Annotated in this window: 13 protein-coding genes; 10 read left to right on the forward strand and 3 right to left on the reverse strand. The window is 60.3% G+C overall.

All coding sequences use genetic code 11. The annotated features are described in order from the left end of the window. Positions 1-174 precede the first annotated feature (174 nt). From cysD to BQ9846_RS02635, 6 genes are all read left to right on the forward strand, one after another. On the forward strand, positions 175-1158 hold the full coding sequence (gene cysD, locus BQ9846_RS02610; protein WP_075879057.1) for a sulfate adenylyltransferase subunit CysD: 984 nt from the start codon (positions 175-177) through the stop codon (positions 1156-1158). A gap of 1 nt (position 1159) precedes the next feature. Then, positions 1160-2611 (forward strand): sulfate adenylyltransferase subunit CysN, encoded by a 1452-nt coding sequence (cysN, locus tag BQ9846_RS02615; RefSeq protein ID WP_075879058.1) that lies wholly within the window; start codon positions 1160-1162, stop codon positions 2609-2611. A 140-nt stretch (positions 2612-2751) separates the two neighbouring features. Further along, positions 2752-3876: an App1 family protein gene (locus tag BQ9846_RS02620; protein ID WP_075879059.1), complete on the forward strand. Its 1125-nt coding sequence runs from the start codon at positions 2752-2754 to the stop codon at positions 3874-3876. Positions 3877-3899: 23 nt separating this feature from the next. Next, positions 3900-4574: a zinc metallopeptidase gene (locus BQ9846_RS02625; protein WP_075879060.1), complete on the forward strand. Its 675-nt coding sequence runs from the start codon at positions 3900-3902 to the stop codon at positions 4572-4574. 79 nt (positions 4575-4653) lie between these two features. After that, complete coding sequence (locus tag BQ9846_RS02630) at positions 4654-4890, forward strand: AbrB/MazE/SpoVT family DNA-binding domain-containing protein (protein WP_075879061.1); 237 nt, start codon at positions 4654-4656, stop codon at positions 4888-4890. After that, a complete protein-coding gene (locus tag BQ9846_RS02635) occupies positions 4887-5204 on the forward strand; it encodes a type II toxin-antitoxin system PemK/MazF family toxin (RefSeq protein ID WP_210433162.1) in 318 nt (105 codons plus the stop codon). Before BQ9846_RS02630 ends, BQ9846_RS02635 begins: the two co-directional genes overlap by 4 nt. A 3-nt stretch (positions 5205-5207) precedes the next feature. Here the strand turns inward: BQ9846_RS02635 and cmoB are convergent, their stop codons facing one another. After that, complete coding sequence (gene cmoB / locus BQ9846_RS02640; RefSeq protein ID WP_075879063.1) at positions 5208-6215, reverse strand: tRNA 5-methoxyuridine(34)/uridine 5-oxyacetic acid(34) synthase CmoB; 1008 nt, start codon at positions 6213-6215, stop codon at positions 5208-5210. Between the two features lies 1 nt (position 6216). Then, complete coding sequence (gene cmoA, locus BQ9846_RS02645) at positions 6217-6960, reverse strand: carboxy-S-adenosyl-L-methionine synthase CmoA (RefSeq protein WP_075879465.1); 744 nt, start codon at positions 6958-6960, stop codon at positions 6217-6219. 102 nt (positions 6961-7062) lie between these two features. On the opposite strand from cmoA, the gene pgi reads away from it, so the two are divergent. The 4 genes from pgi to serB all read left to right on the forward strand — a co-directional run bounded on the left by pgi (position 7063) and on the right by serB (position 14202). Continuing rightward, positions 7063-8772 carry a glucose-6-phosphate isomerase gene (gene pgi / locus BQ9846_RS02650; RefSeq protein WP_075879064.1) on the forward strand — a complete coding sequence of 570 codons (1710 nt, stop codon included), beginning with the start codon at positions 7063-7065 and terminating at the stop codon, positions 8770-8772. 73 nt (positions 8773-8845) lie between these two features. Then, positions 8846-10741 carry a DNA topoisomerase IV subunit B gene (gene parE / locus BQ9846_RS02655; protein WP_075879065.1) on the forward strand — a complete coding sequence of 632 codons (1896 nt, stop codon included), beginning with the start codon at positions 8846-8848 and terminating at the stop codon, positions 10739-10741. 6 nt (positions 10742-10747) lie between these two features. Then, positions 10748-13003 (forward strand): DNA topoisomerase IV subunit A, encoded by a 2256-nt coding sequence (gene parC, locus BQ9846_RS02660; RefSeq protein ID WP_075879066.1) that lies wholly within the window; start codon positions 10748-10750, stop codon positions 13001-13003. Then, a complete protein-coding gene (gene serB / locus BQ9846_RS02665; protein WP_075879067.1) occupies positions 12997-14202 on the forward strand; it encodes a phosphoserine phosphatase SerB in 1206 nt (401 codons plus the stop codon). Before parC ends, serB begins: the two co-directional genes overlap by 7 nt. 62 nt (positions 14203-14264) lie before the next feature. Here the strand turns inward: serB and BQ9846_RS02670 are convergent, their stop codons facing one another. Beyond that, the gene (locus tag BQ9846_RS02670) at positions 14265-14651 is read right to left on the reverse strand and encodes a Na+/H+ antiporter subunit G (protein WP_075879068.1); all 387 of its coding nucleotides are present in this window, start codon (positions 14649-14651) and stop codon (positions 14265-14267) included. Between the last annotated feature and the right edge of the window lie 8 nt (positions 14652-14659).

The following is a 14659-nucleotide window of genomic DNA, read 5'->3' on the forward strand; positions in this document are numbered from 1 at the left end:
CGCTAATCCCACAAAGCGTCGCGCTCAGACAAGCGCTGCGGTTGTTGTTAAAGTGGAATAAAAAGATAGTCATTAATTCTTTTGGGTTATTATTGGCCTAGCGTTACCCTGATCGCATTCAACGTCGTTTGAGAGCACGTTTTCAGACCCGATTTTGCGATGAGGTAGTGCCACATGGTCCAGCTTTCCGAAGTCTCCCCCCAAGAGGCCGTCTCCCGGCAGGCGGCCCCCCCGTCGGCGCCTGCCGCCCCGGACGCTGCACGACTAACGCACCTAAAGCAGTTGGAAGCGGAGTCGATCCATATTATTCGCGAGGTGGCGGCAGAGTTTTCCAATCCGGTGATGATGTACTCCATCGGCAAAGACTCCTCGGTAATGCTGCACTTGGCGCGTAAGGCGTTTTACCCGGGTACGCCGCCGTTTCCGCTTTTGCACGTGGATACCACCTGGAAATTCCGCGAGATGATCGCCTTTCGCAACCGCATGGCGGCGGAAGCGGGCATGGAGCTGATTGTCCATACCAACGAAGAGGGGCGCGCGGCGGGTATCAACCCCTTTGACCACGGTAGTGCCAAGTACACCGATATCATGAAAACCCAGGCGCTCAAGCAGGCGCTGGACAAACACGGTTTCGATGCCGCTTTTGGCGGTGCGCGTCGCGATGAAGAGGCGAGCCGGGCCAAGGAGCGGGTGTACTCTTTCCGCGATAAGTACCACCGCTGGGATCCCAAAAATCAACGCCCCGAGCTTTGGAATATCTACAACGCCAAAGTCAACAAAGGCGAGTCCATTCGCGTCTTTCCGCTCTCCAATTGGACGGAGCTGGATATCTGGCAGTACATCTACCTTGAGCACATTCCCATTGTGCCACTCTACTACGCCGCGCCGCGCCCGGTGGTCGAGCGCGATGGCATGCAGATCATGGTCGACGACGACCGCATGCCGCTCGCGCCTGGTGAAGTGCCCGAGGAGAAGTGGGTACGTTTTCGTACACTCGGCTGCTACCCGCTCACCGGCGCGGTGGAGTCCAACGCGGCCACGCTGCCCGAGATTATTCAGGAAATGCTGCTGACCAAAACCAGCGAGCGCAGCGGTCGTGCCATTGATCATGACCAGGCCGGCTCGATGGAGCGTAAAAAGCGCGAGGGGTATTTTTAATATGGCTCACCAATCCAATTTGATTGCCGATAACATCGAGCAGTATCTGCACGAGCATGAAAACAAGGACTTGCTGCGTTTTATTACCTGCGGCAGCGTCGATGACGGTAAATCGACCCTGATCGGGCGGCTTCTGCACGACTCGAAAATGATTTTTGAGGATCAGTTGGCCGCCATCACCGCCGCGTCCAAGACCAGCGGTACGACCGGCGACACGGTGGATCTGGCGCTCTTGGTGGATGGGCTTCAGTCCGAGCGTGAACAGGGCATCACCATTGACGTGGCGTATCGCTTTTTCTCCACCGAGAAACGCAAGTTCATCATCGCCGACACGCCGGGGCACGAGCAGTACACCCGCAATATGGCCACGGGCGCCTCGAACGCGAGCCTGGCCATCATTCTGATCGACGCGCGTTATGGCGTGCAGACGCAGACCCGCCGCCACAGTTTTATCGCCGACCTGCTGGGTATCCAGCACTTGGTGATAGCGGTCAACAAGATGGACCTGGTGGAGTTCTCCCAAGCTCGCTTTGATGAAATTGTTTCAGAATATCAAATGTTTGCGAAGAACCTGAATGCCCGGGATATCCGCTTTGTGCCCATCTCGGCGTTGGCGGGCGACAACGTGGTCAACCCCAGCGCGAACATGCCTTGGTATTTCCAGGCGCCGCAAACGGGCGCTCGGTCTTATACCGGCGAGACGCTGTTAAGCCTTTTGGAAAACGTTGAGATTCGTCGCGATCAAAATCTGACCAACCTGCGCCTGCCGGTGCAGTACGTGAATCGCCCGCATCTGGATTTTCGCGGTTATTGCGGCACGCTCGCCGCAGGCATCGCCCGGCCCGGTCAACAGGTGAAAGCATTGCCGTCGCAGAAACAGGCGACCATTGAACGGGTGGTGACGTTCGACGGTGATCTGGATGCCGCTTTTCCCGGTCAGGCGATTACCCTGACGCTGGATGAGGAGATCGATATTTCCCGCGGGGATTGGCTTGTCGCAGCCGATGAATCGGTGCCTCTTTCCAACGCTTTCAGCGCCGATATCGTCTGGATGCACGAAGACGCGCTAACGCCCGGCAAGCTTTACGACTTTAAACTCGCCACGCGTGATTTGTCCGGCCAGGTGCGCCATATCGATTACCAAATCGACGTGAACACACTGGAAAAGCACGCCTGCGATGCGCTTGAGCTTAACGCGATCGCCCGCTGCGAGGTCGAGTTGACGGCGGAAATTCCGGTGGATGATTACCGTCAAAGTCCCGGTACGGGCAGCTTTATCATCATTGACCGGCTGACCAATGTCACCGTGGGCGCGGGCATGATTCGCAACGCGGTAGCCGCCAACGATGCCGCAGTGCAAACCGATTGGGCAGCGTTTGAGCGCGACTTAAATGCCCTGGTGCGCAAACACTTTCCGCACTGGGAAGCGAAGGACATTCGCTCCTTGCTCTAAGCGGTGGGATTCGCGTTTGGCGCCATTGTTAAGCGCATTCACGCCCTGCCTGAAAACGTGTACCTTTACGTGGACACGTTTAGGGTAGGGCGTTTTATGTCGCAAAAATCAAGGGCGCCAACACGGCAGCGGTGGTGGAAATGATGCGCGCTCTTCGCAAAGTGTGGCATTTCATTAAGCGGTTGCTGCATTTGGTGGCCTCCCCGATTCGTCGTGACCGTGGCCGCGGCGGCGTCGTGGTTCACCCCTACCGGGGTTATGGCTCCCAGCGGGAAGCCTTCGTCATGGGGCGTGTTTTTCGTCAGGCGACACTAGGCCGTATGATTCCTCGACGGGGCATATTGCGCGATACCGCCGACGTGGCGCGGCGAATCTTCCGCCACGGACTCGCCGATACCGAGGTTGAGGTTTACCTGGGCGAGAATCAGCATCAAGTCGTCACCGATCGGGATGGCTATTTCGATGTGCGGGTTCCGCTTGAGCAGCCGCTGCCCATTGAGGTGTCATGGCACCGTGCGGATATTTGGGTAAGAGCGCAAGGGGAAGCCCCCATTCGCACCCATGTGGAGGTGTTCGTGCCATCGCCTGACGCCGACTTGCTGATCATCAGCGATATCGACGATACGGTGATGTTTACCGGTGTCGCCGAGAAGCTCAAGATGCTCTACCGCTTGTTTGTCAAAAAGCCTCACCGCCGCACGGCGTTTCCCGGCGTCGCCTCGCTCTATCAAGCGCTTCATCGTGGCGCAAATGAAAAATCCGAACGGCCTATCCTATACGTCTCGCGCGGCCCCTGGGCGATTTACGAATTGCTCGAAGCCTTTTTTCAGCTTAACCGTATTCCGGTGGGGCCAATTCTGTTTCTACGCGAGTGGGGAATCTCCTGGCGCCGCCCCTGGCCACGTCGCGCCGAAGATCATAAGCGCGATTTAATCCATCGTATGCTAAAGCTCTTTGATGGCTTGCCCTGTGTGCTGATTGGCGACAGCGGCCAGCATGACCCCGAAGTGTATGCCGATATTGTCAAAGTTTACCCTAACCGTATTGCGGCGATTTATATCCGCCAAGTGGGTAACGACCCGCAGCGCGAGGAGGCCATACGCACGTTACAGCGTGAACTTGAGCATACGTCCTGTGATCTTATTCTTGCCGCCGATAGCATCAAAATGGCGGAACATGCCTTTGAGAACGGGCATATTTCGATTCGTGGGCTGCAAGCCGTGAAACGTGATGTGGCGGATAACCGCACGGATGAGGGCGGGTAGCGCGTAGCCGGGAGCATCTTTCTATGATCGTCGTATTGATCGTTTTTTTATTGGCCATTTTTGTACTGCCCAATCTATGGGCCAAATGGGTATTGAGGCGCCATACCCGGGGGCGCGATGACTACCCCGGTACCGGCGCCGAGCTTGCCGATCATTTATTGCGCCGTTTGGGTATCGAAGGGGTGAAAGTCGAGCGGACCGAGCAGGGCGACCACTACGACCCCGAAGCGCGTCGCGTGCGCCTCTCCCCTGAGCATTACGACGGCCGCTCGCTCACGGCGGTGACCGTCGCCGCCCATGAAGTCGGTCACGCCCTTCAGCACTTTGAAGGCTACGCGCCGCTGATCGCTCGCAGCCGCCTGGTTAAGCTGGCGCAAAAGGCGGAGAAGGTCGGCGCAATACTGATGATGGCCGCGCCATTTCTGTTTATTTTGACCCGTCTGCCGGGTGGGCTGGCGCTTGTGGTGGGCATGGCGGTGGTAAGCTTCGGGACGGCGGCCGTTGTGCATTTGGTCACGCTGCCGGTGGAGTTCGATGCCAGTTTCAACCGCGCTCTACCCATGCTCAAAGAGTACGTTCCCCCCTACGACATGCCCGGCGCCCGTCACGTGCTCACTGCCTGCGCCTTCACCTACGTCGCCGCTTCGCTTGCGAGCATTATGAACCTCGGCCGCTGGCTCGTCATATTAAGGCGCTGAGTCAAACGCCTTGCTTTTACTTCTTTATCAGCCGTATGTTATTACAAAGTAATAACTGAATGGTGCTTAGGGGGAATCAATGCGTACGCATTTGAGAAAAATCGGTAACTCGAAAGGCGTACTGATATCGGCGAGCTTGCTCAACGAGCTGGGGATTGAGGATGAGGTGGAAATTCACTCTGAAGGGCGACGGCTGGTTGTCGAAGCGGTTAAGCGGCCGCGCCAAGGTTGGTTTGAAGGCTATAACGCCGCGCAGGACAGCGATACCTGGCCTGACGTCATGGAAGACGCTGACAATGAGGAGTGGCAGTGGTGAGCCGCGTCATTCGCCGCGGCGACGTCTACTGGGTCAATCTCGACCCGACGGTCGGCACAGAGATTCGCAAGACGTGCCCCGCCTTGGTGATCTCCCCCGACGATATGAACGCCGCTATGCCACGCGTTATCGTGGCGCCGGTGACGAGCAAGGGGCAGCCTTTAGGGTGCCGCCCTGTGGCTGCCTTTCAGGACAAGAGTGCGCGCATCCTGCTGGATCAAATTCGATGTGTGGATAAGCGTCGTCTTCTTGGCCATATGGGCGAAATACCCCTCAATATCTGGCAACCCACCCTGCTGGAAATGCTGAGCTAGTGCTTACCCTGGCTTATTGGCCATAACGACTGCGCGGCGGGGGGCGGGGTAGCCTTCCCGTGTGTGGTTAGGGTCGTGCGGGTCGAGGAAATCAGCAAGCGACTGGTAGGTCATCCACTCGGTTGAGCGCTGCTCCTCAAGCGTGGTGACGGCTTCATCGACCACGCGCACGTTAATAAAACCGCAGCGCTCAAGCCAGTGGCACAGGGCCTTGGACGAGGGCAGAAAGTAGACGTTGGGCATCGCCGCGTAGCGCTCACCGGGGAGCAGTACCGTCTGCTCGTCGCCCTCCACCACGAGCGTCTCAAGCACCAGCTCGCCGCCGGGGGCGAGCGCCGCTTTGAGCTGCTGAAGATGCTCCAGCGGTGCGGGGCGGTGATAGAGCACACCCATCGAAAATACGGTATCGAAAAAGCCCAGGTTCTCTGGTACATCCTCTATGCCGACGGGTAGAAAGTGCGTGCGGTGGCCGTCGGCTGCGCCAACAAAGTGGCGCACCGCGTGAAACTGCCAATAAAAGCGCGGCGAGGGGTCGATCACCAGCACAAAGTCCGCACCGGCGCCCGCCATGCGCCAGGCGTGATAGCCGCTCCCGCCGCCCACATCCAGCACCTTACGGTAGTGTAGTGGCGCTAAATGCGGGGCGACACGCTGCCACTTCCAGTCCGAGCGCCACTCGGTGTCAATAAAGATGCCGCCAAGCGCAAAGGGGCCTTTGCGCCAAGGGGCAAGCTTTCTGAGCAGGTTTTCGCACTGGCGGCGCTGACTATCGCTAAGCGCGAGTTCGACGCTGACGGTGTCACGGTCTAAGTGTACGTGGCGTTCAACCGGGAGCTCGGGCAGCTTGGCCACGGCCTTTTCCCACATGGGCAGATCGCCGTGGCGTTTGCGATCCAGCCCCGCGGCGAGCTGCTCGGGGAGCTTGGCCAGCCAGCGGGTGAGCCCCTGGTCGAGAAAGGCTTGATAAAGCAAGCGGTGGTCTTCGGGCAACGGCGTGTTGGGATTAGCCACCTTAACCCTCCTTAAAGGCGATCATGGACGCGAAATTGAGGTACTGAAACCAGGTGAGCGAGCGGGGAAACCCGGCCTTTTTTAGCCGCGCATGGTGGGCTTCAAGGGTATCGGGTACCAGCACGTTCTCAAGCGCGGTGCGCTTCTGGCTGATTTCCAAGTCGCTGTAGCCGTTGGCGCGCTTGAAATCGTGGTAGCGCTCGACGCGCCAGGCGTTGTCGCGCTCATCGATATCCACTGTCTTCTCCGAGAGCACCAGCACGCCGCCGGGCTCCAGCGCTTGATAGAGCCTGGCGAGTAGGGCGTCGCGGTCTTCGGGGGGCAAAAATTGTAGCGTGAAGTTGAGAATAATCATGCCCGACGGGGCGTAATCCAGTGTCCGGATATCGGCCTCTTCCACCTGCATGGCGTGCTCGGGGCACTCTTCAAGAAAGGTTTGGCGCGCGCGCTCGACCATGGCGGGGGAGAGATCCACCCCGGTGTAGCGAAACGCATCAAACGGCAGGGCGCCGGCGAGCGCCAGCCCCGAGGCGCCCAGCGAGCAGCCCAGGTCATACACATGAGCGCCGTGGCGCAGGTGGCGCTGGGCGATCAGGCTCAGCATGCCCAGAATCTGCCCGTAGCCGGGCACCGAGCGACGGATCATATCGGGAAAACAGGCCACCACCTGTTCGTCGAAGGAGAAGCGCGCGACACGATCCAGGGGTGTGGAAAAGATGGCGTCGCGGTAAGATGCATCACTCATGGGGCAGGCCGGGTTCATCGCAAAAAAGGGGCAATAGTTTACGCGCCTAGCGGGAAGCAGAACAGGCCCGGCCGCACAGCAAGACGCCACAGGAGAGGGCACATGGCATCCGTACCACCGCACGCAACATCCACGTCCAACGCCACGACGCCCGATACACTGCCGGCTTGGCGGGCGCTTAAGCGCCATGCCGACGTGCAGAAAACGGTGCATCTGAAAACACTGTTTAAGCAAGATCCTCAGCGGTTTGAGACCTTTACACGACGCATTGCCGGGTTGACGCTGGATCTCTCCAAGCAGCGCTGGAACCAAGAAACGCTTAATCTGCTGCTGGCGCTGGCCGAAGAAGCCAAGGTACCCGAGGAGATTGACGCCCTGCTGAGCGGGCAGCGGGTCAATACCAGCGAAGACCGCCCGGCCCTGCACACAGCGCTGCGCTTGCCTATGGAAGCCTCCTTAACGGTGGACGGTGAGGATGTGGTGGCGGGCGTGCATGAAAGCCTTGCGCAGATGGAGCGCTTGGTGGAGCGCCTTCATGCCGGGCAGTGGCGCGGAGCCACCGGCAAGCCCATCAAAGACGTGGTGAATTTGGGCGTTGGCGGTTCGGATTTAGGGCCGCTGATGGTCACCCATGCGCTAGCGGATTTTCGCCCACTTGAGGTCCATCCGGTGGAGGTGCACTTTGCCTCGACCATGGACGGCTCGCAGCTTGCCGACTATTTAAGCCGCTTGAACCCCGAAACCACGCTCTTTGTGCTGTCGTCGAAGTCGTTTACCACCATCGATACGCTCTCCAACGCCAATACGGCGCGGGACTGGCTACTGGCGCGGCTGACGCGCCACGGCGCGACGCCGATTAGCGCCGAGCTTGTGGTGCGTCAACACTTTATCGGCGTCTCCGCCTGCCCGGAAAAGATGAGCGAGTGGGGGATTGCCCCCGCCCACCAGCTGCGTTTCTGGGAGTGGGTCGGCGGGCGCTACTCGCTCTGGGGCACCATTGGCCTGCCGATTGCGCTGGTGGTGGGGGTGGCCCATTTTCGTGCGCTTTTGGCCGGGGCGCACGCCATGGATCGCCACTTTCAATCCGCGCCGCTTGCCGACAACTTGCCGGTGATGCTGGCGCTCGCGGGTATCTGGAACGTCAACTTTCTCGATATCCGCGCCCACTCGATTCTGCCCTACGATGGGCGGTTGGAGTACTTTGCCGCCTACCTTGAGCAGCTGGAGATGGAGTCCAACGGTAAATCCGTCACGCGTCACGGCCAGGCGATCGACTACTCCACCTGCCCGGTGCTGTGGGGGCAGCTTGGCCCTAATGCGCAGCACGCCTTCTACCAGTTATTGCATCAGGGGACTCAGCCGGTGGAGTGCGACTTTATCGCTCCGCTCAAGCGTTACGATGAGGTGACCGACCCCGAAACGCACCGCCACTTGAAGGCGCAGCATAAGCTTTCGCTGGCCAACTGCTTTGCCCAGTCGCGAGTGCTGATGCTGGGCGACGATGCCATCGACGACGACGGCCCCCGCCCGGCGCACAAGCGCTATCGCGGTAATCAGCCCTCATCCACGGTGCTGCTCGACCAGCTCACGCCGGCCACCCTGGGCGCATTGATCGCGCTTTACGAGCACAAAGTGTTCGTGCAAGCGGTGATCTGGGATATCAACCCGTTCGATCAGTGGGGGGTAGAGCTGGGCAAGAAAATCGCCACCGACACGCAAAAAATCCTCGACCACGAAGGCAGCTTGGCGCCGATGGACGCCTCAACGCGCGGCTTGATCGAGGCGTTTTGGGCGTGTGAGAAGGGTGGGTAGATATACAGCCTTTGGCTTTTCCGCTATCCTATTCGCCTTTTGCTCGCTTTGACCCTTCAGGAAACGACGCGATATGCCACAGTTTGATGCCTCTCAGTATGGCGCCAGTTCCATCGAAGTCCTGTCGGGGCTTGAGCCGGTGCGCAAACGCCCCGGCATGTATACCGACACCTCGCGGCCTAACCACCTCGCTCAAGAGGTGATTGATAACAGCGTCGACGAGGCGCTTGCCGGCCACGCCAGTGCCATTACCGTGGTGCTTTCAAGCGACGGCGCGATCGAAGTGGCGGATAATGGCCGGGGGATGCCGATTGATCTCCACCCGGAGCACGGCGTCTCCGGGGTTGAGCTGATTTTGACCAAACTCCACGCCGGGGGAAAATTCTCAGCCAATAGCTACCGCTTCTCCGGAGGCTTGCACGGCGTGGGGGTTTCCGTGGTGAACGCGCTCTCACGGCGCCTGGAAGTCGAAGTGACCCGCGACGGCGCCCGCCACGCCATCGCCTTTGAGCACGGCGAAAAGGTTGAGGAGCTGCACGCGATCGGCAAGGCCGCTAAACGCGCCACCGGTACCAAGGTGCGTTTCTGGCCCGATGAGCGCTACTTTGACAGCCCCAAGCTCTCGATCAGCCGCCTGAAACACCTACTTCGGGCGAAAGCGGTCCTCTGCCCCGGGCTTGCGGTCACGCTGGTGGAGCCCGACGGCACCAGGAGCGAGTGGGCCTACGCGGATGGCCTGCGCGACTACCTTGCCGAAGCCACCGATGGCTACGAGGTACTGCCCAGCGAGCCGTTTGTCGGCCACTTCAGCGACGATGAGCACGGCGTCGACTGGGCCATTCAGTGGCTTCCCGAGGGCGGCGAGGCGCTGCTGGAGAGTTACGTCAACCTGATCCCCACCCCCCAGGGCGGCACCCACGTCAACGGCTTTCGCGCCGGGCTTCTGGACGCGCTGCGCGAGTTTTGCGAATACCGCAGTCTCTTGCCCCGCGGCATCAAGCTCACCGCCGACGATCTCTGGGAGCGGGTCGCGTTTGTGCTGTCGGTGAAAATGCTCGATCCGCAGTTTGCCGGACAGACCAAGGAGCGCCTCTCCTCGCGCACCATCGCCGGCTTTGTCTCCGGGGTGGTGAAAGACGCCTTTTCGCTGTGGCTCAATCACCACGTCGACCAGGCCGAGGCGCTTGCCGAGCTGGTGATCAGCTCGGCGCAGCAGCGCCAGAAAAAGGCCAAGAAAGTCGCGCGCAAGAAAGTCACCTCCGGCCCGGCGCTGCCGGGTAAGCTCGCCGACTGTTCCGGCCAGGACCCGGCGCAGAGCGAGCTTTTCCTGGTGGAGGGCGATTCGGCGGGCGGCAGCGCCAAGCAGGCGCGCAATCGTGACACCCAGGCGATTCTGCCGCTGCGCGGCAAGATACTGAATACCTGGGAGGTCGACTCCCACGATATCTACGGCTCCCAGGAGGTCCACGATATCGCCGTGGCGATCGGCGCCGACCCGGGCAGCGCGGACCTGGAAAAACTGCGCTATCACAAGATCTGTATTCTCGCCGATGCCGACTCGGACGGCCTGCACATCGCCACGCTTCTGTGCGCGCTGTTCGTCCAGCACTTTCCAAGCCTTGTCGAGGCGGGTCACGTGTATGTCGCCATGCCGCCGCTTTATCGCATCGACCTGGGCAAGGAGGTGCACTATGCCCTCGACGAGAGCGAAAAGGCGGCGATTCTCAAGCAGCTGGCCAAAAAGCGCGGCACCCCGAATGTGCAACGCTTTAAGGGCTTAGGTGAAATGAGCCCGCTGCAGCTTCGCGAAACCACCATGGCGGTGGAAACCCGACGCCTGGTGCAGCTCACCCGCACGGAAGGCGACGGCACCCAGGAGATGATGGACATGCTGCTGGCCAAAAAGCGGGCGGGCGATCGTAAAAAGTGGCTGGAAGATTACGGCAATCTCGCGGATATCGAGGTATAACCCCTGATGACCATGGATATTCAAGTCGCCGAGGGCGACGTCGAACGCCTCTCCCTGCGTGACTACACCGAAAAAGCGTATCTCGACTACTCGATGTACGTGATTCTGGATCGCGCCTTGCCTAATATCGGCGATGGCATGAAGCCCGTTCAGCGGCGTATCGTCTACGCCATGCGCGAGTTGGCGCTACACGCCAACGCCAAGTACAAAAAGTCGGCGCGCACCGTCGGCGACGTACTGGGTAAATTCCACCCTCACGGCGATAGCGCCTGCTACGAAGCCATGGTGCTGATGGCGCAGCCGTTCAGCTACCGCTACCCCTTGGTGGATGGTCAGGGTAACTGGGGCAGCCCCGATGACCCCAAATCCTTCGCGGCCATGCGCTACACCGAGGCCAAGCTCTCCAAGTTTGCCGAGGTGCTCCTAAGCGAGCTGGGCCAAGGCACCGTCGACTGGACGCCTAACTTTGACGGCACCATGCAAGAGCCGGTCGTGCTGCCCGCGCGTTTGCCGCACGTGCTCCTTAACGGTGGCAGCGGTATCGCCGTGGGGATGGCGACCGATATTCCGCCCCACAACGTGGCGGAAGTGGTTGAGGCCACCTGCCACTTGCTGCGCAACCCCGAGGCGACCACCGCCGATTTGATGGAATTTGTCCCCGCGCCGGACTTTCCCACGGCGGCGGAGATCATCACACCGCGCGCCGATCTTCGAAAGCTTTATGAGGCCGGCCGCGGCTCGGTCAAGCTGCGCGCCCGTTACGTGCGCGAAGACGCCAATATCGTGATTACCGCGTTGCCGTATCAGGTCAGCGGCGCCAAGGTATTGGAGCAAATCGCCGCCCAGATGCAGGCCAAAAAACTGCCCATGGTGGCCGATCTGCGCGATGAATCGACCCATGAAGCGCCCACGCGTCTGGTGATTGAGCCGCGCTCTAGTCGGGTGGACGTGGAAGCGCTGATGGCGCATCTGTTTGCCACCACGGACTTAGAGAAAAGCGCCCGCGTCAACATGAACGTGATCGGCTTGGACGGGCGCCCGCGCGTCATGCCGCTGCCCGAACTGCTCGGTGAGTGGCTGCGCTTTCGCCGCGCCACGGTGCGCCGCCGCCTGGAGCACCGGTTAGGCAAGGTCGAGGATCGCCTGCACATCTTGGAAGGGCTGCTCGCCGCGTACCTGAATATTGATGAGGTGATCCGTATTATTCGCGAGGAGGACGAGCCCAAGTCTGCACTGATGGCGGCATTCGGGCTCTCCGAACGCCAGGCGGAAGCGATTTTAGAGCTGCGCTTGCGCCACTTGGCGAAACTCGAAGAGATGAAGATACGGGGCGAGCAGGATGAGCTGGAGAAAGAGCGCAAGCGGCTCCAGGCACTGCTCGGCAGCGACGCCAAACTCACTACGCTGATCGAGAAAGAGATCCGCGCCGCGGGCAAAGAGCACTTTGATGCCCGCCGCTCACCGCTGGTCGAGCGCGAAGACGCCAAAGCGCTCTCCGACGTCGAGCTGCTGGGCGCCGACCCGATTACCGTGGTGCTGTCCGAAAAAGGCTGGGTCCGCGCCGCCAAAGGCCACGATATCGACCCCGAAGGGCTCTCTTATAAAGCCGGTGACCGTTTCCATCTCGCCGCCCGGGGTAAAACCAACCAGCCGTTGGTACTTTTGGATGATACCGGGCGTGCCTACACGTTAACTGCGCACAACTTACCCAGTGCCAGGGGGCAGGGGGAGCCGGTGACCGGGCGCGTGAATGTCGCTGCGGGCGCGCAAATGGCCGGTGTGATGCTTGCCCCGCCCGAGCGGCGCTTTGTGCTTGCCTCCGACGGCGGCTACGGCTTTGTTGCCAAGCTCGGTGAGTTAACCGGTAAGAACAAGGCCGGCAAGGCGGTGCTCTCGGTGCCCAAGGGGTGCAGCGTCATGGCGCCGGTGGCGGTGCCCGAAGGCGATGACGTGTGGGTGGCCGTGGTCTCTAACGAAGGGCGCTTGCTGCTTTTCTCTCTTGATCAGCTGCCCGAAATGGCCAAGGGCAAAGGCAATAAAATGCTCGATATTCCCGGCCCGCGCGCGGCGCGGCGCGAGGAGTTTGTGCGCGATATGACCCTGCTTGGCGGCGACGAGGCGCTGGTGATTTACTCGGGTAAGCGCAAACTGACGCTCAAAGCGAGCGATCTGGCGTACTATCGCAGCGAACGTGGGCGGCGCGGCAGCAAACTGCCGCGCGGCTTCCAGAAAGTTGATCGACTACAAGCGGGTGAATCATGAAACGCTGTTTAATTCGCGCCACCGGCGTGGCGCGCCCGGGGCAGCTCGCCGGATTGGGGAGGGCACTGGCCAAAAGTGGTGCGCGCCTTCTGGATATCAACCAGAGCGTGACCTTTGGCATGCTCTCGCTTGAGGCGCTGGTGGGGCTAGATCACGATAGCGCCTTGGAAGCCGCGCTCTCTGAGGCGGGCGATGCGCTAGGCTTGGACGTGCAGGCGATTACCGTCAGTGCCGAGGAGTACCATCGCTGGAGCGAGCAGGCAAGCGCTCCGCGCTTGATTTTGACGCTGTTGGCGCCGCGTTTACCGGCGGGGATTCTCGCCGAGGTGGGGGGACTCACCGCCGAGTTTGGCTTAACGGTAGAGCTGATTCATCGCCTTTCCGGTCGCGAGCCGCTCGACGGGGAGGCGCCGGAGTCGGGGGCGTGTGTTGAGTGCTGGCTGCGCGGGGAAGAAACCGACCTGGAAGCGCTGCGTGAAAAAGCGCTGGCGCTAGGCGCGCAGCACGGCGTGGATATCGCCCTGCAGGAGGACTCTATCTGGCGTCGCCACCGCCGCCTGGTGTGCTTCGATATGGATTCGACGCTGATTAAAACCGAAGTGATCGATGAGTTGGCGCGTCGCCACGGCGTGGGCGACGAAGTGGCCGAGGTGACCGAGCAGGCGATGCGCGGCGAGCTGGATTTTCAGGAGAGTTTTCGCGCTCGCATGGCAAAGCTAGAAGGACTGGATGAGTCGGTGCTGGTGGATATCGCCGCGAATCTGCCGCTGATGGATGGCGTTGAACGGCTAATGGTCAACCTGAAGCGTCTCGGGTATCGCACGGCGATAATTTCCGGCGGCTTTACTTACTTTGCCCGCCACCTGCAAGAGCGGCTCGGGTTTGATGAGGTCCACGCCAACGAGCTTTTGATCGAGAACGGCAAGGTGACCGGCGAGGTGCGCGAACCGATTATCGACGCCGAACGCAAAGCCGCCCTTTTAGAGCAGATCGCCCTGCGCGAGGGGTTGACGCTGGATCAAACCATTGCCGTGGGCGACGGGGCCAATGACCTGAAAATGCTGGCGCAGGCGGGGCTGGGGATTGCCTTCCGCGCTAAGCCGCTCGTGCGCGCCCAGGCGCGGCAGGCGATCTCCACGCTGGGCATTGACGCGGTGCTGTATCTGATTGGCTATCGGCAGATCGATTTGCTGGAGTAACGCTAGCGAGAAGTAGGGCGCTGGGTTTTCTTCGCCAAGCGCCCCTACGCCATTTGCGAGGTTTAGCCGTGCCCTTTGTCGGGGTGGGGTACCGGCTTTTGCGCCACTTCTTCAGCTCGCAGCTCCACCGGATCGCCTTCGGTGATATCGATATGTTTCAAGCGCATGTGCAGACCCGCTTTGGAGAGCAGGTGCGCGCTAACCGGCGCGGTGATAAACAGAAACAGTGTGATCAGCATTTCCTGAATATCGGGCTTGCCGTCTTGGCTCCAAAAATAGAGCGTTGAGGCAATCAGCATGCAGCCGATGCCTAGCGTGGTGGCCTTGGTGGGGCCGTGAAGCCGCATATAGAAATCGCGCAGATGCACCATTCCCATCGAGCCAATAAAAAGAAAAATCCCGCCAGCGATTAGGAGCAGTGATGCCAGCGCTTCAACGATCCAAGACATGATAACTC

The organism is Vreelandella massiliensis (assembly GCF_900155385.1).
Taxonomy (GTDB): domain Bacteria; phylum Pseudomonadota; class Gammaproteobacteria; order Pseudomonadales; family Halomonadaceae; genus Vreelandella; species Vreelandella massiliensis.